Here is a 24922-nt window from a genome sequence, read left to right on the forward strand (position 1 = left end):
CTACTACGCCGATGGCGGCCTCGCCGGCGCCGGCACGCTGGCCGACCCGACGACGCTGGACGACGCCGTGACCAAGTCGGGTGCGAACGGTTTTGTCGTGGCGCTTGGCGGCAACGGCAATCTGACGACTGGCGGGGTGACGCTTGCCAATGGACAGACCGTCATCGGCGGCGGCGAAAGCGTCACCGCAAGGCTTTTCGGCGGCGGCACCAGCACCTTCAACCTGGGCGGCAGCGACGGCACGATCCAGGGCACCAACGTCGCCAACCCCGTCTTTACGCTCGGCAACGGCAACACGCTCAACGGCATCACCATCACCGGCGGCGGCGACGGCATCTTCGGCAACAACATCACCGGCGCGACGCTGACCAATGTGACGGTCACCGGTGCGGGCGGCAACGGCGCCGACTTCACGGGCAGTTCGACCGGCATCACCGGCTCCAACTTCACCGCCACCGGCAACGGCCTCGACGGCCTGCACATCGACGGCGACGGCACCTACAATTTCACCGGCACGACGCTGCTGAAGGGCAATCTCGACGACGGTCTCGATATCACCGGCAAGGGCACCTACACCTTCGCCACCGTCAATGCGCAGGACAATACCGACCGCGGCATCACCGTGCAGGGCACGTCGACCGGAGGCACGTTCACCACCACCGGCGGCACCGTGTCAGGCAATGGCGGCACCGCCGTCTTCATCGATCCGATCACCGCCCATGTGGTGCTGGACTCGATCAGCCAGAGCGGCGGCACGTCGGGTGTCGTGCTGGAGAATGTCGCGGGCAGCTTCACCGTCAACGGTGCGACGACGATCTCCAACACGACCGGACCGGCGATCGCCATTTCGGATTCGCCGGCGACGATCCGCTTCGGCGACATCAGCATCACCAACCCCGGCGCCGACGGCATCTCGTTTGCCGGCGTCAATGCGGCGGTGGTCGCCGGCAACATCGTCATCTCCGGACTGGGTGTCGGCACCGGCCTCGACTTCTCCGGATCCAAGACCAATTTCACCGCGCAGTCGCTCAGCAGCACCGGCACCGGTGCTGCCGGCTCGATCGGCATCGATCTGACGTCGCCGAGCGTTGGCGGCGCGGTGATCATCATCACCGATGGCGGCGTCATCACCAATGTCGATACCGGCGTGCGGCTGGGCATTGCCGGCACGCCGGGCGCCACGGCCAACGCCGAATTTACCTTCGGCGGCAATTCCAGCTCCATCTCCGGCATCACCGCCTCGCTCGATGCGCGCGGGCTCAATGAGGGCAGCGGCCACTACGCTTTCGGCACGACCGCGTTTTCCGGCCCGCAACTTTACGATCTGCGCAATTACATCTTCGTTGCGGCCGGGGCTTCGGGCGGCGGCACGTCGATCACCGACCTCGCCTCGATCGAATATGCCGACAGCATTACCGCCAGCGACGCGATCATTGTCCTGGTCAACCGCGGGACAATCGACGACGCCACCGGCTTCTCGCTGAGCGACGGACAGGAACTGGCCTCGTTCGGCAATGACCGCGCGTTCTCGCTCGGCGGGGTGCCGTTGAATGTCACCGGCACCAACATCCATCATGACGAATCCATATCGGATTCAGCGGGTGCGGCGACGCTGACCAGTTCCGGCGGCGGTAATGTCGTGACGCTGGGCAACGGCAACACGCTGCTCGATTTCAACGTTTCCGGGGGTTCCGGCTCGGCGATCTACGGCCTGGGCATCAACGGCCTGACCGTCCAGGGCGTGACGGCCAGCAATGTCGGGTCCGGCCTCTACCTCAATGGTGTGACCGGCACGGTCTCGGTCGACGACCTGACCGTCCAGACCGCATCTCAAACCGGCATCGTGCTTGTCGATTCGAGCGCGACCGTCGATTTCACCGGCAACACCAAGATTACCAGTGCCGCCAACGTCGGGCTGTTCGCCAACAATTTCGACGGCATCGCCACCTTCGACGATCTCGACATCAGTGGCGGCGGCAGGGGCGTGGCCATCTGGAGCGGCTCGAGCGGCACGCTGACTTTCGCGGCCGCGAGTTCCATCACCAACACGGACGATGTAGCCTTCAACATCAACGGTGCGGTGCCCAACGTCACCTACAACGGCACGATCGACCAGGCCAATGCGGCCAACGCGGTCAGGATCATCGGCCAGACCGGCGGCACCGCCACCTTCGGCGGCAAGATCACCGCCAGCACGGGCTCGGCCAACGCGATCGACCTGTCCGCCAACACCGGCGGCACGGTGAAATTCACCGGCGGGCTGGACCTGACCACGACGACCGGTACCGGCTTCGATGCCACCGGGGGCGGCACGATCACAGTCGCGGCCGCGGGCACGGAGCAGATCACCACCGGCACCGGCCGGGCGATCAATCTCGACGGCATCACCATCGGCACCGGCGGCATGGCGTTCGACAGCATCACGACAGGCGTTGCGACGGCCACGGCGCTCAACTTCAATGCCGTCTCGGGCGGCCAGTTCCTGGGTGGCAATGTCACTGTCGGCGGCACCGCTGCCGGCATCAACGGCCTTGCAATCAACGCTTCGTCATCGACCTTCACCATCACCAATCTGGTGACGACCAATGTCGCGGGCACCGATGTCAGCCTGACCAACAATACGGGCTCGATCACGATCCTCGGTGGCACCATCGCCAATTCGGGCGCTGGCGACGGTGTCGTCGTTTCCGGCGGCAGCGCGACAGTCGGCGTAGCGGCCAACGTCTCCAGCTCGGCAACCGCGCCAGGCGCGGCGGTCAAGGTCGACGGCACCACCGGCGGCTCGGTGACCTTCAGCGGTACGGTCACCTCGACCGGCACCGGCGATCTGTTCGATGTCGGATCGACGCTGACCCCGGCCGGCGGCGCCATCAGCTTCACTGGCCCGACCTTGTCGGCGACGGGTGGCGGCGGGGCGCTTGTCAGCAGCCTCGGCGGCACCGCGACGTTGAACGTGACCGCGCCGCTGTCGATCACCAATGCCACGGGCACCGGCCTGTCCGTCACCAATGTCGCCAGCACGGCATCGGCGAGCTTTGGCGAGGTCACCGTGACGACGCCTGGCGGCACCGGCATCTTCATTGCCGACAATGGCACGGTCACCTTCGGCACAACCCAGGTTACGCTGGGAGCGGCAAGCACCGCCGGCATCGAGTTCCTCGACATCAACGAACATATCAGCTTCGGCACGACCACGATCGACGAGGTTGGCGCCAACCAGACCGGCATCGACTTCAGCGGTTCCTCGAGCGGTTCCTCGACAAGGGCCGATTTCGGCCTGACCACGATCACCGGCACCGGCAGCCTGACCTCGCGCGGCATCGACCTGTCGTCGACGACCGGCAACAAGACCATCGCCTTCCTGCGCGGCTCCAGCATTTCCAATGTCGGCGTCGGCGTCGAATTGTCGTCGAGCGGCGCCACCGCGACCTCGGCCAACGCCAACTTCACCTTCGGCGACGGCACGTCCGCCGATGGGCTGCAGTCCTCCATCAGCGCCGCCGCCGGCGGCTACACCGTCAATACGATCGGGCTCGATCCGACGCTCGGCAATTATGATTTCGACGACGTCAACTTCACCGGCGCCGCCCATCTGGCCAGCGCGGTCGGTGGGACCATCATGATTTCCCAGGGCGGTGGCATCGTCCACGCCAACACGGACGGGCTCAGCGCCGACGTGACCACCTACACGGTCGCCGAGGCCGATGCCATGACCGGCACGCTGAACTTCGCCTTTGTCGGCACCGTCGATCTCAGCGGCACCCCGTTCACGCTCGATTCCGGCCAGTCGATCATCGGCTTCGGCAACGGCGCCTCCATCCTCACCTCCGGTACCGTCCAGCCGGTCAATGTCCAGGGCAATCTCGGCGCTACTGGCGGCAACGTCACCGGCGATGAGGGCGTGGTCAAGAGCACGGGCAGCGATACCCTGCATCTGCTCGGCAACAACCAGGTGCGCGACACCGCTTTCGACTTCAGCGGCGGCAGCGGCTCGGTCTTCCTCGTCGACGGGAGCGCGGCTGGCTTCGTCAATACCGGCGGCATCTTCATCGAAGGCGTCACGGTCAGCAATGTCGCCGTGGGCCAGACGGCGTTCAAGGTCGCCGGCCTCGACACCAATTTGTCGATCGCAGACAACAACGTCAACGTTGCCGGCACGCTGCTCGACGTCGATGGCGGCGCCGGCAACATCACGGTCACGCGCGGCACCTTGCCCAACAGCGGACCGGCCGGCACGCTGACCGGCGGCGGCATCAACCTGCAGAACCTGACCGGCACGGTGACCATTGGCGACGGCACGCTGACCAACACCGGCGCGAACACGGCTTTCAATGTCGGCTCGACGACTGCCGGGAGCGGCGGCAGCGCGATCATCTCCTATGCCGGCACCATCAACAGCAACGGCACCGGCGCGGCTGTTTCGATCCAGAGCATGACTGGCGGCTCGGTGACGCTGTCGGGCAACCTGACTGATACCAACGCGGCCGCTGGCGGCAATATCGTCATTGCCGGCAACGACTCGGCCGCGATCACCTTCTCGGGCACCAGCAAGGTGATCAGCTCGGGCGCGACGGACGCCGTCAGCCTGGGTCTCGTTGGCAATTTCCCCGCAGGCACACCGGCCCCCAACACCAATTCCGCGATCAATTTCACCAATGGCGGTCTCGACATAACGACGACGACCGGCACCGGCTTCATCGCCTTCGGAGATTTTACCACCGGCGCCGTTACGGTCACCGGCACGGGCAACGAGATCAATTCCGGCGCCGACGGTCTTATCTTGTTCGGCGCCAATGTCGGCGCCGGCGGCGTTGCCTTCGACAGCGTCTCGGCCGTATCCACGAGTACCGGCGCTGGTGTGCTGCTTGGAGGTATCAATCTCGGCGGCGACGTCAACATTGGCGGCCTGAGGGATACCGGCTACATCGGCGCTTCATTGATCGGCCTGAGCGGCGCCGGCGTGGTCAATTTCACAGGCAAGACCGATCTCGACGTCAGCTACAGAGGGTTCGATATTGGTGGGCCGCTGGTCGGCACCATAAACATCGCCAATGTCGCCGGATCCACCCTGAACATCGATGACGCCGAGATCGGTATCGCATTGACGACCTCGAGCGGGACCGTCAACGTTGGCGGGAATGGCGGCAGCGCCAGCATCGGCGCGACGACAAGCACCACTGGTTCAGCGATCACGCTCGCCGGCGGCAATGATCTTGTCCACGCCACACTTAACTACACCGGCTCGATCAACGTCAGCGCGGGCAGCGTCTTGCAAGTCGGCGGCGGCGACTGGAGCGAGCTCAACATGAGCGGTTCGGTCGTTTCGACCTCGGCAGTAGCACTGCCGGGGACAGCGGTCTTCACCTTCAGCGGCAACGCCGAGGGCGTGTACAATATTTCGAGCACGATCAATCATACCGGGAGCGCCGTCGGCGTCTTGTTTGACGGATCGTCCGAGGGAACGGCCACCTTCTCCGGCACCTCGAAGATATTCGACACCAGCAGCGGCGCCAACGGCGCCATCGTCAAGCTCCCCAGCATCGGTCCGACCCAGGGCACGGGCACACTGGCCTTCACCAATGGCGGCCTCGTCATCACCACCTCGAGCGGCGCCGGCTTCACCGCCAGCACCTTCGCCGCCGGCACGGTCAGCGTCAGCGGCGCCGGCAACACCATCACCACCGGCACGGGCACCGCGCTCGATCTCGACAGCGCGACGGTCGGCGCAGGCGGCATCACCTTCGATTCGATTTCGAGCAACGGCGCCGCGACCGGGGTGTCGCTCAACAATGTCGGCGGCGGCGCCATCGACCTCGGCGCGGTCAACCTGCAGAACATCACCTCGCGCGGCGTCGACATTTCCGGCACGCTCGGTTCGGCGCTGAGCTTCGACAGCCTGAACATCGGAATCGCGGCCAGCGCCACCAACGCCGTCGGCCTCGACCTCAACGGTGCGGCGCTCGGCACGAGCACCATCACGGCGGACGATTTTGATGTCGATGGAGGCAACTCCACAGGGTCGATCGGCATCGACATGGCCGGCACGACCGGCACCGGCACGATCCAGCTCGGTGACCTCCTCAACAACAATCCTGGCCCGGCTGGCCAGACGTCGACCATCACCAAGGTCGCCCAGGGCGTCCAGTTCTCCAGCGCCACCAACGCCAGGCTGGTGTTCGGCGACGGCGGCAGCCCGGCCGAATCGAAGATCGAGACCTTCGGCAACGGCCAGGTCATCCACGCCACCGACACGCTGCCGACCAATGGCGACTACAATTTCAACGACGTCAATTTCAGCGGCGACACGTCGAACCTGTCTTCGTACAAGGTCTACTATGTCACCGCCGATGCCACCGCCCTTGGCGACGGCAGCCTGCTCAATCCAGGCACCTATGCCAACGCCCAGGCATCTACCGCCAATGTCATTGTGCTCATCAACAAGAACGTCGACGGCGGCCAGGCGACGATTGACCTCGGCGGTACGTCGTTCCAACTCGATGACGGGCAGGTACTGCTCGCCTTCAAGAGCGACGACGCGGCCGTCGATGTCTCGCAGCTTGGCGTCGATACCAGCGCCGGCGCTTCGGCTGCGTTCCATTTCACCACCGTGCAAAACTCGCCGATCATCGCGGCACCGGCGGGCATCGACACGCTACGGCCGATCCTGCAGAGCAACACAGCCGGCTCGGTGGTCGATCTGGCGACATCAGGCTCGGGCGTCGTCACCGGCGGCCTCCAGAACCTCATCATCCGCAACACAGGCACCGGCACTGGTGTCGCCGTCAACGCGACGTCCGCCTCCAGTTTCTTCCTCCGCAACAACGACATCGCGGCCGGCGGCAGGGCGCTCGATTTCTCCACATCAGCTGCGCCGGCCAACACGCTTCTGCTTTCGATCGACGGCAATACGCTGAAATCGACGGGATCGGCGCTGGCCGCGTCCTTTGCCGGCCAGAACATCAGCGCGACGGACAACTCGGTCGAGATCCAGTCCTTTGCCGACAACACTGTGCTCGGCGGCACTGGCGGCGGCATCGCCTTCAACAATGTCCGCTTCGACTCCAACGGCGCCGGCGGCACTGTCAGCGCCGGAACGATCGGTGTTGGCTCACCAGGCCCAGGGCGCGTCCAGGGCGACGGCCTCAGCTTCACCAACACCAGCGGCACCCTCGATCTCGGCGCGTTCAGCGTCTTCAACAATGGCGGCACCGGCGTCCTAGCCAACACCAAGACCACCAATTTCACGCTGAACAGCAGCAGCGGCGGCGTCTTCACGGGGAATGGCGCGGCGTTCGATCTCGATCCGCTGACCGTCAACATGGTGGTGACCAGCATCAGTTCAGGCGGCAGCAGCGGCGGCATCATTTTCGACCGCATCGCCGGTACCTTCACCGTCACCGGCAACACGAGCGTTGCCGCGGCGACGACTGCCGGCATTATGGCGATCAACGCCGGCAACACCGGCGTCTTCACCTTCAACACGGTGACACTGAACAGCGCCGTCACGGCGGGCGGCGGCATTCAGGTGGCGAGCGGTACGCTCAACATCACCGGCCTCGCCAACATTGACACGACCACCGGCGTCGGCGTCTCGCAAACCGGCGGCACGGTCAGCTTCACCGGCGGCGTGACCATCGACACCGCCAGCGGCACCGGCATTGTTGGAACCGGCGGCACGATGGGCATCACAGCTACCGCTGCCGCAGAAACGGTGAGGGCGACCACCGGCCAGGCGATCAATCTCTCTGGCGTCGCCGCCAGCATCGCGCTCGATTCGACCAATTCGGTCGGCGGCGCCAACAATGTCAGGCTGACCAACGTCAGCGGCACGGTCGACCTCGGTTCCGGCGCGCTGAGCGGTGCAACGGGTACGGCGTTCCTGGTTTCGGGCGGTTCGGCCAATATCGATTACAATGGCACCATTACCCACACCGCCAACGCCACCGCGATCGACGTCCAGAACCACACCGGCACCGCCGGCGGCGGCAGCACGATCTCGTTCGACGGCGCCATAACATCGAATAGCTTTAGCGACGGCATCAACCTGGTGGCCAATGGCGGCACCAACGGCACGACGATCAGCTTCACCAACAAGCTGGCGATCGATACCTCAACCAGCGACACCACCGGCTTCAGCGCCACCGGCGGCGGCACGGTTACCGCCACCGGCCCCGGCAGCACGATCAATTCGGGGACCGGCACCGCGCTCGATGTCGAGAACACGAATATCGGCTCGGGGAACCTTGTCTTCCAGAGCATCACATCGAATGGCGGTAGCGCCAACGGCATCATCCTGGTCAATACCGGCACGGCGCTCGGCAATGGCGGCTTGCATGTGACTGGAAATGGCGCCAACGTCGGCGCGACCGGCGGGGGCGTCATCGCCAACAAGACCGGCGCCGATGGCAGCGCCACGCAAGGCACCGGCATCTACCTCAGCAATACGAAGGATGTGCAGCTCAATGGTCTGCAGCTGAACGATTTCGACAATTTCGGTATCCGAGGGTTCGAGGTGAATGGCTTCGCGCTCACCAATAGCGTGGTGAACGCAACCTCTGGCACGAACGGCACCAGCGCCGCGGCCGACGAGGGCTCGATCAGCTTCCGCGCCGCCGATGCCGCCCATAACGGCCTGACCGGCACGGTCGCCATCACCAATTCGGTGATCGCGAACGGCCTTGAGGACAATTTCAACGTCTTCAACAACAGCGGCACGTTGAACATCACTGTTTCGGGCTCGACCTTCCGCGACACCTCCGTGGGACCGCCAGGCAATGTCGGCCTGCTGCTGCAGGCCGACGGCACCGCCAACATCACCGGCCTTGTCACGAACTCGTCGTTCCTGCGCAATTTCGCGAGAGGTATCCAGCTCATCAACAACGGCTCGGGCAACATCGATTTCGATGTCGGCCAGGCCGGCGTCGCCGGCAGCGGCGGCACCTTCACCGACAATTTCGTTGGCGTGGACATGGATCAGAACGGCGCCGGCACCTATAATTTCAATGTGCTGAACGCGACCTTCACCACGGCCAACTATGCGACCCTGTTTGGTGCCGGCGGCGCGGGCTCGCAGATCAACGTCAACCGCGGCGGTGCCGCATCGCCGGTCGTGCGTGGCCTGTTCACGGGCAACATCCTCAACAACAACATCAACAACGCGGATTCCGGCACCGGACCAGGTATCAGTGTCTCCGTCAACGGGACCGCCACCGGCAGCAACACGGTGACCGTCAAGCTCGACGGCAACACTGTCACGCACGTCGCGAACTATGGCATCCTGGTCGCGAACGGCGACGGCAATGGGATCGTCAATGCCACCATCACCAACAACACCGTCAGCACGACGACCGCAGCCGCGCTCGAGGCGATCCGCGTCAATGGCGGGATAACCTCGAGCCAGGCTGGTGCCTCCGGCACGCCCGACAATGGCACGCTGACTTTTGATATCCATGGAAATACGCTGAGCGTCGATCCGTCAGCTGGCGTCACCGATATCCGCGTGCGGCAGCGGTTCAATGTGATCGACAAGATCGAAGGCTATGCCGGCAGCGCCACCGACGACACGGCGGTTCAGGCCTATCTCGCCAGTCTCAACAGCCATTCGGGTGGCGGTGCCGCGACAGTGGCCGCCGACCACAACAACACCGGCTTCGGGACCATTGTTGGGGTTACGGAGCCGCCCCTGCCATAAGCGGGCGTTGCGCGCGTTGGCGCTGGAATAAATTACAAAATGTATTGGCCGAGCAGATTGCTTTGTGCCGGTGGGTGATCTAACGTAACGTCATGTAGAGATTGGCTTTTTACTACAAATTGAACGTTTGGGGGTGTATATGGCCGAGCCGTATCTCTCGGAAATCAAGTTGATTTCTTTCAACTTCCCTCCCCAAGGTTGGGCGTTCTGCGACGGGCAGCTCCTGCCGATCAACCAGAACCAGGCATTGTTTGCTCTGCTGGGCACGACCTATGGCGGCAATGGGCAAACGAATTTTGCATTGCCCGACCTGCGTGGGCGCGTTCCGACGCACACCGGTGGCCAAGGTCATCTTCTCGGCGAACGGGGCGGCGAGCAGGCGCATACGCTCACACTTTTGGAGATCCCCCAGCATTTTCACAGCGCCAGCGCGACATCGGCTTCCGGCGATCTCTTCGTCGCCACCGGCAATGTGCTTGCGGCATCGCCCGCGCAGCTTTACGCGCCGGGAACGTCCAATCTGACTGCGCTGACACCGAGCAGCGTCACCGCGATGGGCGGCAGTCAGCCACACGACAACATGCAGCCCTATCTGGTGCTGAATTTTTGCATTGCTCTGGTAGGCATCTTCCCGTCGCGGAATTGAAGGACGCGCAGCCATGACAGTTTACATCGGCGAGATTCGCATGTTCGCGGGAAACTTCGCGCCCGCCGGCTGGATGTTCTGTCAGGGCCAGACGATACCCATTTCCGAAAATGATGCCCTGTTCCAGTTGATCGGCACCACCTATGGCGGCGACGGTGAGGAGACATTCAAACTGCCGAACCTGGCCAGCCGCGTGCCGCTCCATCAGGGGACCGGATTTATCATCGGGCAAACCGGCGGCGTCGAGGACGTGACGCTGAGCATACAGCAAATGACCGGCCACACGCACGCGATGCTGGCAACGACCAGCGTCTCCAGCCAGACGAGCCCCGCCAACAATGTCGTGGCCCAGTCTTCCACGGGCAAGCTCTATGTCGAGGACACGCCCACGGCGAACCTCGCCAATCCCGTGGTCGGCATGTCTGGCGGTGGCTGGCCCCACACCAACCTGCAGCCTTATCTCTGCGTCAATTTCATCATCTCGCTGTTCGGCGTTTTCCCGACCCCAACATAGGACAGGACCATGTCGGACCAATTCGTAGCAGAAATCCGAATTTTCCCGCTCAACTTCGCGCCCGTGGGCTGGGCGGTCTGCGACGGCCAGATCCTGCCGATTTCGCAAAACACGGCCTTGTTCTCGCTGCTGGGTACGACCTATGGCGGCGACGGCAAGTCGACCTTCGCCTTGCCGGACATGCAAGGCAGTGTGCCGATGCAGCCCGGCCAAGGTCCAGGATTGAGCTTTTATGATCTCGGGCAGTTCGGCGGCTCGGACACGGTCACCTTGCTCGAATCGGAAATGCCGATGCACAACCACAGCATCCGCGCCGTAACCGACCCCGCCGACCTCCAGATCCCGACGCCGACGCGGGCGATCGCCAGGTCGACCAACGCCAACGCCTACAAGAACACGACCGTCAACATGGTGCCGATGGCGGCCAACATGCTGGCTCCGGCGGGTGGCGGCCTGCCGCACAACAACCGGATGCCCTACCTCACACTAACCTTCTGCATCGCGCTGCAAGGCATTTTCCCACCAAGAGGCTGACCGAGCCAACAGGGCAGGACCGATATCATGGCCAAGAACGCAGAACCGAAATCGAAGGCCCCCGCGGCGAAGACGCCGGCGCGGAAAGCGCCCTCCACGGCCAGGGCCCGCCCGGCGCCGTCCAGCCCCCCACCCATTTACCAGCACAAGCCGGCCGGCGCTTCGTTCTTCGAACTGTCGCGGCTGATGGTGGTGGGGATCGATTCCGCCAAGGGGCAGTTGATCCAGAAGGCGCAGCTTTCGCCGAACGGGCCATGGCCTTCGGCCTGGTCGTTCATCGCGCCCGGCGCCTGGGTGATCATGACGGCGGGGCTGACCAGGGACGGCCGCGTCGCGGTGGTCGCGCAGCCATCGGGAACCACCAACCTGTCCTTCATCACCGAGGACGCCAACCAGATCGGCCCGGTCGAGAAATGGACCGCGCCGATGAGCATTGGCACACCGCCCGGTGCCACCTCCTATCAGAAACTGACGATGGCGCGCGATGCCGATGGCCGCGTCGAAATCTTCCTCACCGACAATCTGGGCCGCATCTGGTGGATCTACCAGAACCCGGATGTGATTGTTCAAGTGCAGAAAACCATCACGCCGCCCGGCACGACGACGCCGATCGTCGTCACCGTCGACGAGCTCAGGCCGCCCGTCCAGCCGTGGAGCGCCTGGATCCAGCTGACCGGGCAGCTCGTGGCGATCACGGCGCTGCGCCAGGCAGACGGCCGCATCGCGCTGTTCGGCATCAACTCCGCCCTCCATCTCTATCGCTGCCAGCAGGCCAAGGCCCAGGCGCTGACGGTCGCCGACTGGACGCCATGGGTGCAGATCGACGCCGGCTACCCCTTCACGGAAATGGCGCCGATTGTCGGTCCGCTGGGCGGCACCAATCTGTTTGCCATGACGCAGCAAGGCCAGGTCCTGCACACCAAGCAATTGCCGGCCGGCTCCGATACCTGGACGGCCTGGGCGACGCCCGGCTACAGCAGGGTCCCCAAATACACGCTCTGCGCCGGCATCCAGGGCGATGGCGACATCATGCTGGTCGCCTCCGACCAGCAGCATGTCCACTCCTTCAACGCCCAATATGACGCCGCGACCCAGAACTGGTCGGGATGGCGCGATTTCAGCGGCTCGGGCGCCAACACCCGCCTGTCGCTCGATTACAATGCCGATGGCCGCCTTGCCCTGTTCTCGATGATGGTCCAGAACGACGGCACAAATGGTCTGTGGACCATCAACCAGATGGCCATGGACAGCTCCGAATGGGAGTGGACGTGGACGGCGCTGGCCACCAGCAACCTCAAGCAGATCGTCGTCGTGCGCGACCTGACGCCGCCGGTCTGACGTCAGGCAGCGTGACAGAGGCGAAGCAGGCGTATCGGCTCGCAGCCTGGTCCCGGTCGGAGAAGGCCGGGCTCGGCTTCCGCGCCGCGACAGAGGCGGATCTGCCGTTCCTGTCGCGGCTCTATGCCTCGACGCGCGTGGAAGAACTCGCCGTGACGGCGTGGACCGAGGCACAGAAGGCCGAATTCCTCGGCATGCAGTTCCAGGCGCAGCACGCGCATTACCAAAAACACTATCCCGAGGCCGACTGGCTGGTGGTGGAACGCGCCGGGCTGGACATCGGCCGCCTCTATATCGAGCGCTGGCCGAGCCAGCACCGCATCATCGACATTGCCTTCCTGCCGCATCATCGCCGCAAGGGCTACGGCACCGCACTGCTGCGCGATCTCATCGACGAGGCATGGTTAGCCGGCAAATCAGTATCGATCCATGTCGAGAAGCACAATCCGGCCAGGTGGCTCTATGTCAGGCTCGGTTTTGCGGTGGTCGAGGACAAGGGTGTATACGATCTGATGGCGTGTGCGGCGCCGAGGGGCGGGGCGGGGTGAGACGATGGCTGTCCCGCTGGCGTCAAGGTTTCGCGCCGCAGCGCAAGCGTCGCCTCAAAAAGCAAACGTCGCCTAGTTGAACACCGCTTCGTACAGCCGCCCGGCCGCATCGGCGGCGACCGGCACGATGAAGATCTCGTGGCTGCCGCTTTCCCCGGTGAAAAGGTAGGTCGCCTGCGGCAGCGCGATGTCGCGCGGGCCTCTGAACAGCAGCGAGAAACCGCCGCCCGGGCGCGGGCTGGCGGCGATGGGTTTGACCGCGCTCAGTTCGAGCGGGATCTGCTTGCCCCCGGCTTCGATGGTGAAGGTTTGTCCCTGCTCGAAATCCGATACCGACGCCATGCTATCAACCTCAATCCACCTTGCAGGCGGCACTGTCGCCGCTTCGCCGCAAGCTGTCCAGAGGCGGGCAGGCGGCGGTCGTGTTCCCCAAGACAATCGATCGCCGCAAATCCCAAAGATACAGCACCGCCTGTCCTTTTATGCGCGCAAGAGACGCTGTAGTACTTTGTCCTGCGCGGGATTCCTTTCGATCCAAGATCAGCGCAAACAAAGCATAGATCCCGGCTTCGGGACCATTGGCAGCCTGATGGGCGTGCGGGAGACGGATGATGGCGGATGCAAAGACGGACGTGACGGGCGATGCGCTGCCGCTGTTCTATTCGAGGCCCGAGGCGCTCAATCCGGCGCGGCACGGCTCGCTTGGCCTGACCGCGCGCAGTGACTTCGGCTTCGCCCGCTCGGCGCACGCCATTCCGGTGGTCGCGTCGGAAATGCCGGCGGCGATGCGCTCCTACCCGATCGTCTTCATCGGCCCGGCCAAGTCGCCGGTGATCATCACCGGCGTGCGCCAGAACGAGAATTTGTTCGTCGATGCCGACGGCAAATGGACCGGGCCGCACTACATCCCCGCCTATGTCCGGCGCTATCCTTTCATCCTGGCCGAAGACCCGACATCGGCCGGCCGGCTGACGCTGTGCGCCGACCGGGCCAGCAATCGCATCGTCGACCAGCTGCTGGCGCCGTTGCGCGACGACAAGATCCTGCCGTTCTTCGCCGGCAACGAGCCGACCGAAGCGACCAGACAGGCGCTCGCCTTCTGCAACCAGTTCCAGATCGACTTCCGAGCCACCCGCGAGATGGTCGAAAAGATCGATGCGCACGGCCTGTTTTCGCCGCGCCAGAGCAAGGTGACGCTGGAGGGTGGCGAGGTGCTCAACCTCACCGACTTCCAGGTGATCGACGAGCCGGCCTTCAACAAATTGAGCGACGAGGCGTTTCTCGACCTGCGCAAATCAGGCGCGCTCGGCCTGCTCTATTGCCACCTCGCCTCGACCAACAGCTGGACCTCGCTGGTGCATCAGGCATCGCTGCGGAAGGCGGATGGGGCGAAGGGCTGACTGTGAAAAGCTTGCGCGGTCGATCGTCTGGGCGGACAGGCGGCTAGGCAGCAACCCTTCTGTCGTGCCGCCCTTCCCTGATCTCCTCGGCGAGCTTGTCGCAGAACGCGTCGAGATCGCCGGGATTGCGACTGCTGACGAGCCCCTGGTCGGTGACGACTTCGGTGTCCTCCCACAGACCGCCGGCGTTGATCACATCGGTCTTGATCGATTTGTAAGACGTGACCCGGCGACCCCTTACGATGCCGGTCTCGGCGAGAAGCCAGGGCGCATGGCAGATCGCGCCGACGACCTTCTTGGCCGACCAGAACGATTCGACGAAGTCCAGGGCCTTTCGCTCGACGCGCAGCAGATCCGGATTGATGACCCCGCCAGGCAGGACGATCGCGTCATAGTCGTCCGACCGCGCCTCATCCAACGTCTTGTCGACAGGAATCTCCCGACCCCAGTCCTTGAGGTCCCAGCCTTTGATCTTGCCGCTTGCGAGCGACACGACATCGACCTCGGCGCCCGCCTCGCGTAATTTTTTGAGCGGAACTTCAAGCTCGGATCGTTCGAACCCGTTTGTCGCAAGGATAGCGACGCGCTTACCGGAAATATCCTGCATTGGTTTTTCTCCATCGTTAGGTGGTGGAGGGCTAACGAGGCGAGGCGGGAAGCGTTCCTGGCTGTAATTTTATGTGACATGAGAGGCGGATGGACGAAGCGCAGTTCGGCCCAAGCTCCCAGTTCGACAATGTCCAAAAACGAAAAAGCCGCGGCGGACCGCGGCTTTTCGATGCTTGATTTCCTTAGAGGAAATTGGAGCGGGTGAAGCGATTCGAACGCTCGACCCCAACCTTGGCAACCCATTGATTCGACGACGCTTTTCGTCACGCCAAGTAACTCCTTCATCCAGAAAACGATTGTCTATGGGCGCGGGGAGCGGAACGATCAGTTCCGTCGAGTTCCGTCGAAAACCGCGCCCTGCGGCTCCCCTCGGAAACCCGGCGAACGATCAACGAAGAGGACCCGGATACCCGGGGGAGCAAATGGCCACGACCAGCAAGAAGCGCCTTACGAACCAGTTCCTTGAACGCATGACACCGCCTAAGACCGGTCGGCTAGAGGTCGGTGACGACTTGTGCCCCGGTTTAATCCTACGGGTCTCCGATCAAGGGGCGAAATCCTTCTCGGTGATCTACCGGGTCCTCGGCGAGGGCGGCCAGACCGAATCCGGCCGCCATTTAGCCGGCAAACAGCATCGAATCACGCTTGGAAGATGGCCGGTGGTCAGTCTGGCAGACGCCAGAGAGCGTGCCCGGGCAATCTTAGGCAAGGCCGGCGCCGGCGCAGACCCGAGAGCCGAGCTGGCCTCTAGCGTGCGAGAGCGGCGGGCAAATACATTCTCGGCGGTATTGGAGCGACATATAAGGCAGGACGCAGCAAGGACCATATCGAGCTGGCCAAACGTCGAGCGGGTGTTGCGCCTGCACGTTGTGCCGCATTTGGGTGACACACCGATTGCGGATATCCGGCGATCCGACGTGCACGAAATCATCGACAACATTGTTGCAAGCGGCCGGATTGGAACGGCGCGTGAGGTCCGCAAGCAGATGTCACGCATCTTCAACTGGGCGGCCGACCGCGAGCTCATCGCCAACAACCCACTTAGCGGTATGAAGCGAAACGATCTGGCGCGAAACACGGAGGCCGGACGCGCGCTTAGCGACATCGAAATCCGCTCGATCTGGATGGCTGCGGACGATTTGCGTTATCCGTTTGGCTCGCTCTATCAGACGCTTATGCTTACAGGCCAGCGCCGGGCGGAGTGGGCCTTTTGCAAGCGTTCCGAGATCGATGCAGACAATCGGTGGCTGGACCTTGGCAAGGAGCGCTTCAAGAGCCGTCGCGAGCACATCGTGCCGATGTCGGCACCGCTCTGGGCTTTGTTCGAGCGGCTGCCAGTTTGGACCGGCGCCAACGACTACTTTGTTTTCTCGTCGCGGCATGGTCGTGTTCCAGTTGCCGGCTTCTCCCAGGGCAAGCGTGCGCTGGACGACCTGGCCCAGGAATATCTGCGGAAGGAACTGGGCAAGCCGGAAGCCATCCTCCAACACTACCGCATCCACGATTTCCGGGTGACCTGCGAAACCCGACTAGCGCATCTGGGCTTCAACCAGGAAGTTCGCGACGCCGTGCTCGGCCATGCCAAGCCGGGGTTGCAGAAGACCTACAACAAGCACGACTACCTGGAGGAGAAGCGGCGGGCGCTGCAGGCGTATGCTGAACACGTGCTGACCGTGGTTGTGCGTGGTAGCCAAGGGCGGCTATCGACTGCGGCCTAGAGCGGAAAAGCAGCCGGCGGCGTGGCCACGGTGATGGCTGGAGCGGCGAGCAGATCGGCAGGCTTCAACATGTAAACGGCCAAAGCATCACCGGCCTTGCATGTCCGTGAAAGCTTATTAGATGCGTTTCACAGCCAGCATCGATCGTCCGACAAAGGGATGGCCGAACGTCCTTGGCGACCGGAGCATCCGACTTGACAGAGAAAATCGCTGAGGTTGGGGAGAATCCATGTCGTGCACCATCTGAGGGAGAAACCACTACCATTTCATCTCAGGACGCGATGGAGGTTGCACGCCGCGTTCGGCGCGTTAATCCGACGGGCGACCCGAAGAGAGATACGCCCTTAATCGGCAAAGAGAGCAGCCTGTTCGAAGCAATGAAGCGAGCCGAACAAGCGCACAGAGATGCCCTGGGGATCGAGGCTGCGGCTCCACGCCAAAGGACGGCAAATCGAAAGCTGCTAAAGGCGCTGGAATCAGCTTTGCATGCCTTGGAGAATTCGTCGGTCAATCTGGCAATGATAGACCTCGATCTCGACAGGTCGTATGAGGAACCAGACAGCAATCGTGACCTGCGCGGCTTGCTTAAGAGAGCCGTAGCTGGCCTGAGAGCGGACGAGCACCTTATCCCCACGACCACGGACAGGTCTCTTCGCACTCCGATGAAGGATGACGCGGGCAAGGAGGTTCGCGTCAAGACCAGCGGTCTAAAGGCATTAGTCGGCGTGCTATTCGACTACGTCCGAAGTGAGACTGATATACCCTGGAGCGATCAATCGGACGAAGACGGGTCGATAGTCAACAATGGCGTGAGGCTGGCAAAGAAATTGAAGGCATCACGGAAAACGAGGTCGACTGTGAAGAAAAGGGCATCGGCACCGGCTCTCATGATGGTGTATGAGGTGGCCCGGCTCATCGACCCCGGATACACTGTCGACCAATGCTCGAACGCCATGCGGCCGCGCTAAACTTTGCACCCCTCGCCGGGTTAGCGCTTTTGCCCTGAGCACATTCATCACGCATTCCTCCGGTCACTGGTTACTGGAGGTGAAGAGTGGCAGATCGCTTTATCAGCATGGACGAGGTCATTGACCGGATCTCGTTCTCCAAAACGCACATTTATCGCAAAATCGCGGCAGGCTCGTTTCCGAGGCCAGTACCCCTTGGGCCACATAAAATTGCTTTCCTTGAACGGGAGATCGAGCAGTGGATGGCTTTGCGATTGGACGCGCGCGACTCTTTTGAGGGGGTACACGAGCGCAAGCTGCGCGCGGCTCGTGCCGCCAAAGGCACTCAATGAATCTCGGGTCGAAGGTTGTGCACCTCGAGGTGCCGTCTGGAGCGGCCGAAGGGGTAGATGGGCAGCAAGCCATCATGCCCGAGATGACGCCGGAAAAAGGCGACGGCATGGACGACAACAGTTTGCATGCGTTCCTGACAAGTCGACTGCCTCTGGCCTTGGTAAGAATTGACAAACGCGCCAGCTCAAATCAGCGATCAACATACTGCCGCGTCTTCAGAGACATTGACCAGGCCGTAGCATGGGCTCAGGCGAGCAACCTGGAAGGCGATCATATCTACGTCATCAACAATGCGCCGCCCGAAGGGTGGGCACCCCGGAATGGAAACCCACCAAAGGAAGCTGAGATCGCGCTGCGTACCCGGCTTCAGGTTGATCTTGACCCTGCAGGCGAGGATCATGATACCGCCCGCAAGCATGCGCTGGAAGTAATAGGGAGCATGCCATTACAGCCCACGATGATTGTGGACAGCGGTCGCGGTATTCAGGCGCACTGGGATTTGGTCGAACCCACAGGCGACATGCAGAAAGCGAAATCCGCAAATGAGGCCCTGATCGCTTGGCTACGCAAAGCGACCTCGCCAATGTTGGTAAAAGTTGACGGTGTTGCAAACGCGAATCGGATGATGCGCCTTCCGGGCTGCATCAACCACAAGACCGGCCGGACTGCGGCTATCATTTCAGCCAGTTCGGACCGCACTTATTCGCTCGAGCACTTCGCTGCCTTTTCGGTTGTAACAGTCGTGCCGGTGTCGTCACCGGCACGAGACGACAAGCCGTTCCATCCGAACTTCGCAGACAAGGTCAGCGGGGCGGACCCAAGCCCGATGCAGCGTGATCTCCTGCACGCGTTGTCTCACCTGACACCTGGAGATTTGGATTCGGTACCTGACTTGGCGAATCTTCCGACAGATTTGGCCCGGATGCAGGCGCGGCTGGGTGTACGAGGACCGAAGGACGTTAGGCTAAGCGGCGACGGTCAGGCGATCAGGGTTCCGCTTGACGAGGCGGGATATACTGAGAGCGAGGCTTCTCTTGCCTTTGCGGGAGAGTGTGTCCGAAGCGGCGCCCCATTGGAGCTCGCACTCTCCTTTCTGGTGAACGCCCACTGGGCGATCGGAGGTCATGCCAGCCGCCAGAACGACAAGTTTCGTGCGGCGCAGCGGGCGCTCGCAGAGGCGATCCTGAATAATGAGCCGGCGCCTCGCGTTGCCGGTGTCGACGGCGCGCCGGCATTCAGCCAAGAGCACCTGGCGCTGACTTTTGCCGAGGCGCACTGCAGCTCCATGCGCTACGTTCCGGAATGGGATCAGTGGCTCGTTTGGGATGGCCATCGGTGGGCAAAAGACAAGACCCTTGACGTTCACGACCGGGTTCGCCACCTGGCGCGCGACGCTGCCCGCCGAGTTGACAAAGCTTCTGAAGCTTACAGGCTCTGCTTGGCGAGTACCAGCGCTGCCGTTGAGCGCCTCGCGCGCTCCGACCGGCGCCTGGCGGTGCCGGCAGAGATCTGGGACGGAGACCTGAGGGTGTTGAACACGCCGGACGGCATCGTCGACCTCGATACGGGAAAAGTGCTTTCGCACGATCCCAGTGCGCATTGCACGAAGATGGCCCGCGTTGGCCCCGCAGGTGAAGGGATTGCGCCCGAACGTTTTCTCCGCTTTCTGTCGGAAGTGACTGACGGCGATCAGGAATACGTCGACTATCTTCAGCGGATGTGCGGCTACTTCCTCTCCGGCGAAACGTCGGAGCATGCATTGTTCTTTGCGTGGGGCACAGGTCGCAATGGCAAGTCGGTGTTCGTAAACACGGTCCGATTCATCCTGGGTGACTACGGTACATCCACGGCGACGGACACGTTGACCGCCAACAGCCAGCCGCAGCACCCGACCGAATTGGCTGATCTTCGCGGAGCGCGGCTCGTCACGGTGCAGGAGACCGAGGACGGTCGGCGATGGGCTGAGGCCAGGATCAAGCAGATGACCGGTGGCGATCCGATCAAGGCTCGCTTTATGCGGCAGGACTTCTTTGAGTATCTCCCGCAGTTCAAGCTATTCATTGCCGGAAACCATCGGCCCGGTTTTACCACAGTAGACGAGGCGATTCGGCGACGTATCCATCTGCTGCCGTTTACGGTCACCATTTCCGAGAAGAACGTCGACCGGAATCTGGAAGGAAAGCTGCGCGAGGAGGCGCCGGCCATCCTGCGCTGGATGATTGATGGGTACAGTAAGTGGCGCGCAGACGGACTGGAGCGACCTGCCCGGGTCAAGGCTGCCACACAGGAGTATCTGCAGGATGAAGATCTACTGGGCCGATGGATCAGCGAGTGTTGCGATCGTGATTTGACCCACAAGGAACCCGTTGCGGACCTCTTCGAGAGCTACATGATCTGGTGTCGGGCAGCCAATGAACGCGCCTTTTCTAAGAAGAAGTTCAGCTCAAGCTTGAAGGATCGCGGCGAGCGGCATGACGACACCGGCGGAAAACGCGGGTTCATCGGGCTGAGGCTGACCGCCGATGCCCGGGCCGCCGTGCGGAGTGCTCGGTCGGTCGTTGACGCCCCACCGTTCTGAGAGACGTCATGCGGATTATGCGCATGTCCTGCTTTCCCAAAAGAGGGGGGGCAGGTTGGCTGTGTCTTTCTGTTACAAAGCAGGGCGTCCGCATAAAGCGCATGATCTCCCCCTGTCTGTGCTCTCCGTCCCGCTGACTGCTGGTCGCGCTAACCTCGTCGAGCGGTCCCACCTTGGCGCATGTGCCAGCTCCATGGCCGCGTGTCACAACCGCGCCCAGCCCCGGCGGATGGTCGTCCGGGCACCGCAAGGAGCAAAAATGAACGACAAACTTTCTCGGAATACAGATCTCCGTCTTGCACTCGGTGAAACCGACAAACGTGAAGAGTGGGAGCAGTTCTATGAGCGCTACCCTACCCTGCGCGTCCGGCACGTATCACAGGCGATCCGACAGCGTACCCCTCTCCGATCGCGAAATTCCCTCGGAGGAGACGGCTTCTCAGGGTTCCAAGTCACTGCAGATGGACGAAGCTACACCGTCGTCGTCGTCGCTGATGACCCAACGGAGTGGACAATATTCGGCATCCACACGTTTCGCTCCTGGGTCCAATCGATGCTAGACCCGATGGCAGTCCATCATATCCTCGCCCTTTCGCAGAAGGCTGCGAGGAGTACGCATACCGCTGACTTTGACGTTTAGTCAAAACTCTCTCGGTCGACGGTCCGCATATGCCAAGGCCGGCCTGGTTCCAGACCGGCCTTCTTCCTGGCTACATGGCGGACCACTCTTCCGCGCGATTGTCATGACAGCGGCGGACCGTATCTAGACCGGGATGGGCCGCCAGCGTTAGGTCTGCGGACTATGAGGGTCCGACGCGAATGCAAAAAGCGCCTCGCCCATGCGCGCGTCGATGGCAGATCTTTCAGAAGCGAGCGCCAGAAGCCGAAGCTATTTGCGCCACGGCCGCTGGATTGCAGCAATCGTCGACGTCCAGGCAACCAGAGCGCCGGCCAGCAGTCGACGAACCCAACTGGGCCTCGGTGGTGCAAGGCGCACAGCATCTTCGACATCCCGCCTTTGCACAGCGGCAATGGCCTCAGGTGACATCGACCTTGCCCATAGAACACGGTTGTCCGAAACGATGTAATGCGACCGGCAAGGAAAACTCCAGTTGCCAACGGAAGGGGTCAGCGAGACCCTGCCATTTCGTTCGACTACGCCCCATTTGGCGGGGTTCAGCGGCGTCACCACTTCAAGACCGCAGCCGCAACAGCAAAGATGGGTGGCCGTGGAAAAACGTCGCGAGACGTACAGTACGCCCGCCTCGACATCGTCGGGGATGTATTCGACGAACCTTGGCTGAAGACGATCAACCGGCGCCATCAAGTCCCTCGGTGATGATTTCGCCGCTTGCGATGGAGTATCCGAGGTAGACCGACTGCCGGCTATCCCGATAAATCGTCGCCAGCTTCTTCCATTGCATGACCGCCAAGGCGGCGTTCAGCGCGTTTAGCTCGGCGACCTGGATGTTGCTGGTATATTCATTGGCGCCGCCGGCGTCGTCGGCATAGGAAATATGCGGTGCGGCAAGGCCGCGTGTTTCGGGCGTGCTGACAGTGACACGTACAATGCCCCCAAGGCGCCCATCGTCGACTGTCACGCCCATGCCGGCGTCGACGAACGAGATGCCATTGGCCACCAGATAGTCAATGACTGCGCGTTTGGCGTGACCGACATCCATGCAGACGAAAACAAAATCGAGGCCGGCCAGCGCCCCGACGTTCGTCTCATCGAGAAAAAATGCGTGCGGTTTGATTCCGCGGTGCAAGCGCGAATAAATACCAGCAAACCGGTCGACTTTCAGCATGCCATCCTTCAGTTCGTCCAGACTGGCAGCTCCTGGTGCGCGGAATGCGTTGTGCTGGGAAAACACGTCTCCATCGAAGAGATGGATTTCGGCGACCGAGCTCTTTGCGACGAGATCAAGAATATAGCTGCCTGTGCCGCCGAGGCCCGCAAAGCCGATCTTTTGTCCGGCAACCTTCGAGTTAATCGCGCCAATGCCGGCGCGGCTCGTTGCCGTGTCGACATACTGGAACACTGACTCCTCGGCCTCGGCTGCGATAGCTGAAAAAATCCGGGCTGTGGCGGTCGGATCGAGCTTTGCTGCCTCGCCGGCGATGCGCCCTATGTATGTCGTCATCTTGTGGTGGTAGTCGCGGTAGTCGGCCTTGGCGGAGAAGGTAAAGGCCGCATGCAGGCCAGGGGCCAGGTCCTGCGGCCCGGCTCCATTTTCGATCGACCTGATTTTGGCGCCGTCTGCATGGCACGGGTGTGCTCCAGTCCAGTAGCAGACATGCTTGCGGGGCTTCGCGGTGACATCCCCTAACAGCGACAGCGGCGAGATCAGTGTCGCGCGTTCTATGCTGCATGTGGAAGTGACAAAGGGGACGTTCCTGACAAGCAGGAAACCGTCCCGAATGTCGATGTCATAGCCCTCATTTTGCAGACGGAGCAAATCACGACTAAGAGCGATTGGTCGACGTGACATCGAACTCCATCCCGTCCTTGGTTTTCACCGACTGGCCTTCGACTAACGTGCCCGCCGGCTTGTTTCCTTGTCCGCGGGTGTACTGGACCGTGTACTGGATACCATCGCCGGTAGGATGGCCGGGAAAGGCGATGTCAACCACCTCGTCGAAGGAGATCTCCTCCTTCTTGGGCAAAGTTTTCGCACGTCCGTTCACGATGATCGTGACCGTCTTCTCTTTCCCGTGCGGGGCATTTTGTGCGGCGTCGGCGACGTCCATGGCTTTCTCCTTGATGCGGGTTCGAGCAATCAATTGCGAAATCGCAATCGATTTGATACCAGTATGGAGATTCGGGATAATTGCAAGATCGCAATCGATTCCTTTTTTGCAACGGAGACGACGTGACAGACAACTTTGATACGGAATCATTCTTCGCAGCACTGAACGCGACTCGCCTGATCAAGCAAATGACTTGGAAAGATGTCGCGGAGGCGACTGGAGTTGCCGCCTCCACACTATCTCGGATGGGCCAGGGCGCAAAACCCGATGTAAACGGGCTGGCTGCCCTTCTGAAATGGTCGAAGCTCAAGGCCGAATCGTTTATTCCTGGAACGACAGCAGGCGAGGCACCGGCACTAGCCAAAATCACCGCGCTTTTACGCGCCGACCCCAACCTCACGCCGACAAACGCCAAGCTGATGGAGGAGATTGTTCTCAGCACCTACAACAGGTTGAAGGAGAGCTAACTTGGCATTTCGGCATGGCTTCAAGGCTGAGGCAAACCGCATCGCGCTTAAAGTGCGCGATAAGATGGGGCTTGGGCCGATCGATCGAATCGATCCCATCGCGATCTGCGCCGAGTTCGACATTGTCTTGCTGAAGCTCAGCGAACTCGACTGCGACGCCAAAGCATTTCTCGGCAGGGATCAGTCCGCATTTTCTGCCGTGACCGTGCCGCGCGGTGCGACCACTGCGATCGTCCACAACGATTCGCACCATCCGCACCGACAGCGCAGCAACATCTGCCACGAACTGGCGCATTGCTTCCTCGGACATAAATGCACGCCGCCGCTGACAGCAAAGGGCGAACGCTCCCGCGATGGTGGAATCGAGGCGGAAGCCAACTTCCTTGGCGGCTGTCTACTCATCTCAAATGAGGCAGCGCTCAATATCGTCAGCCAAGGGCTGGTATCGGTTGCCAAGCAGCTGTACGGCGTCAGCCAACCAATGCTCGACTATCGATTGCGCGTCAGCGGCGCCCACACCATCCATGCGCGCCGGGTCGGTGCGGGCAGCCGCAATCGCGCCGGCGCCATTTCTTAGGCTGGCGTGACCTCGCCGCCTGTCGGGTCGGCGGACTGACCTCCATCGCGTCGCGATTGCCGCGGGAGGGACCCCTGCAAGGAACGGCGAGCCAGCTTTTTTGACCGGGGCGGGGACTCAGCCGGGTTCAACCGCCGAGGGATCGTACACTGGAAAAGTTATCCAATGTATGCCTGTCATGCATTGACAGAGAGCAATGTGCAATGTATCCCTCCTATACGTTGAATGATTGCGCAACAGACAACATAAG

The 24922-nt window shown here is 62.1% G+C and carries 18 protein-coding genes; 13 read left to right on the plus strand and 5 right to left on the minus strand.

All coding sequences use genetic code 11. The annotated features are described in order from the left end of the window. Positions 1–67 precede the first annotated feature (67 nt). The 6 genes from EN990_RS21530 (at position 68) to EN990_RS21555 (ending at position 13271) form a co-directional block, all read left to right on the plus strand. Complete coding sequence (locus EN990_RS21530; protein ID WP_206526351.1) at positions 68–9691, plus strand: hypothetical protein; 9624 nt, start codon at positions 68–70, stop codon at positions 9689–9691. 139 nt (positions 9692–9830) lie between these two features. Further along, positions 9831–10337 carry a tail fiber protein gene (locus EN990_RS21535; RefSeq protein ID WP_013528764.1) on the plus strand — a complete coding sequence of 169 codons (507 nt, stop codon included), beginning with the start codon at positions 9831–9833 and terminating at the stop codon, positions 10335–10337. Between the two features lie 13 nt (positions 10338–10350). After that, positions 10351–10851, plus strand: a complete 501-nt coding sequence (locus EN990_RS21540; RefSeq protein ID WP_127366767.1) for a tail fiber protein — start codon at positions 10351–10353, stop codon at positions 10849–10851. Positions 10852–10860: 9 nt separating this feature from the next. Further along, the gene (locus tag EN990_RS21545) at positions 10861–11385 is read left to right on the plus strand and encodes a tail fiber protein (RefSeq protein WP_013528766.1); all 525 of its coding nucleotides are present in this window, start codon (positions 10861–10863) and stop codon (positions 11383–11385) included. 27 nt (positions 11386–11412) lie between these two features. Further along, on the plus strand, positions 11413–12723 hold the full coding sequence (locus tag EN990_RS21550) for a hypothetical protein (RefSeq protein WP_127384855.1): 1311 nt from the start codon (positions 11413–11415) through the stop codon (positions 12721–12723). Between the two features lie 11 nt (positions 12724–12734). Further along, positions 12735–13271 (plus strand): GNAT family N-acetyltransferase, encoded by a 537-nt coding sequence (locus tag EN990_RS21555; protein WP_245461126.1) that lies wholly within the window; start codon positions 12735–12737, stop codon positions 13269–13271. 72 nt (positions 13272–13343) lie between these two features. On the opposite strand, the gene EN990_RS21560 is transcribed toward EN990_RS21555, so the two are convergent. Continuing rightward, entirely contained in the window at positions 13344–13613 is a 270-nt protein-coding gene (locus tag EN990_RS21560; protein ID WP_064992649.1) for a hypothetical protein, read from the minus strand. Between the two features lie 269 nt (positions 13614–13882). Between EN990_RS21560 and EN990_RS21565 the strand changes: the two genes are divergently transcribed. Further along, positions 13883–14671: a SapC family protein gene (locus EN990_RS21565; protein WP_063169576.1), complete on the plus strand. Its 789-nt coding sequence runs from the start codon at positions 13883–13885 to the stop codon at positions 14669–14671. A gap of 43 nt (positions 14672–14714) precedes the next feature. On the opposite strand, the gene EN990_RS21570 is transcribed toward EN990_RS21565, so the two are convergent. Further along, positions 14715–15278: a type 1 glutamine amidotransferase domain-containing protein gene (locus EN990_RS21570; RefSeq protein ID WP_127384856.1), complete on the minus strand. Its 564-nt coding sequence runs from the start codon at positions 15276–15278 to the stop codon at positions 14715–14717. Between the two features lie 424 nt (positions 15279–15702). On the opposite strand from EN990_RS21570, the gene EN990_RS21575 reads away from it, so the two are divergent. The 4 genes from EN990_RS21575 to EN990_RS21590 all read left to right on the plus strand — a co-directional run bounded on the left by EN990_RS21575 (position 15703) and on the right by EN990_RS21590 (position 20877). Then, positions 15703–16998 (plus strand): integrase arm-type DNA-binding domain-containing protein, encoded by a 1296-nt coding sequence (locus tag EN990_RS21575; protein ID WP_164766137.1) that lies wholly within the window; start codon positions 15703–15705, stop codon positions 16996–16998. A 194-nt stretch (positions 16999–17192) separates the two neighbouring features. Beyond that, complete coding sequence (locus tag EN990_RS21580; RefSeq protein WP_127367971.1) at positions 17193–17966, plus strand: hypothetical protein; 774 nt, start codon at positions 17193–17195, stop codon at positions 17964–17966. Between the two features lie 86 nt (positions 17967–18052). After that, positions 18053–18298, plus strand: a complete 246-nt coding sequence (locus EN990_RS21585) for an AlpA family transcriptional regulator (RefSeq protein ID WP_245460873.1) — start codon at positions 18053–18055, stop codon at positions 18296–18298. A 74-nt stretch (positions 18299–18372) separates the two neighbouring features. Then, complete coding sequence (locus tag EN990_RS21590; protein WP_164766138.1) at positions 18373–20877, plus strand: phage/plasmid primase, P4 family; 2505 nt, start codon at positions 18373–18375, stop codon at positions 20875–20877. Positions 20878–21766: 889 nt separating this feature from the next. On the opposite strand, the gene EN990_RS21595 is transcribed toward EN990_RS21590, so the two are convergent. From EN990_RS21595 to EN990_RS21605, 3 genes are read right to left on the minus strand one after another with little or no spacing between them, the layout of a single operon-like run. Then, a complete protein-coding gene (locus tag EN990_RS21595) occupies positions 21767–22201 on the minus strand; it encodes a DUF6527 family protein (RefSeq protein ID WP_127367969.1) in 435 nt (144 codons plus the stop codon). Continuing rightward, a complete protein-coding gene (locus EN990_RS21600; protein WP_127367968.1) occupies positions 22188–23369 on the minus strand; it encodes a ThiF family adenylyltransferase in 1182 nt (393 codons plus the stop codon). Before EN990_RS21600 ends, EN990_RS21595 begins: the two co-directional genes overlap by 14 nt. Further along, positions 23344–23628, minus strand: coding sequence for a multiubiquitin domain-containing protein (locus EN990_RS21605; RefSeq protein ID WP_127367967.1), 285 nt, complete (start codon positions 23626–23628; stop codon positions 23344–23346). The genes EN990_RS21600 and EN990_RS21605 overlap by 26 nt, the downstream gene beginning before the upstream one ends. Positions 23629–23750: 122 nt before the next feature. Here EN990_RS21605 and EN990_RS21610 point away from each other — a divergent pair, with 122 nt between their 5' ends. Further along, the gene (locus tag EN990_RS21610) at positions 23751–24095 is read left to right on the plus strand and encodes a helix-turn-helix domain-containing protein (RefSeq protein ID WP_127367966.1); all 345 of its coding nucleotides are present in this window, start codon (positions 23751–23753) and stop codon (positions 24093–24095) included. A 1-nt stretch (position 24096) separates the two neighbouring features. Next, positions 24097–24672: an ImmA/IrrE family metallo-endopeptidase gene (locus EN990_RS21615; RefSeq protein WP_127367965.1), complete on the plus strand. Its 576-nt coding sequence runs from the start codon at positions 24097–24099 to the stop codon at positions 24670–24672. The last annotated feature ends 250 nt before the right edge of the window (positions 24673–24922 follow it).

This window comes from Mesorhizobium sp. M7A.F.Ca.US.005.03.1.1, from assembly GCF_003997975.1.
In the GTDB taxonomy this organism is placed as follows: Bacteria; Pseudomonadota; Alphaproteobacteria; order Rhizobiales; family Rhizobiaceae; genus Mesorhizobium; species Mesorhizobium ciceri.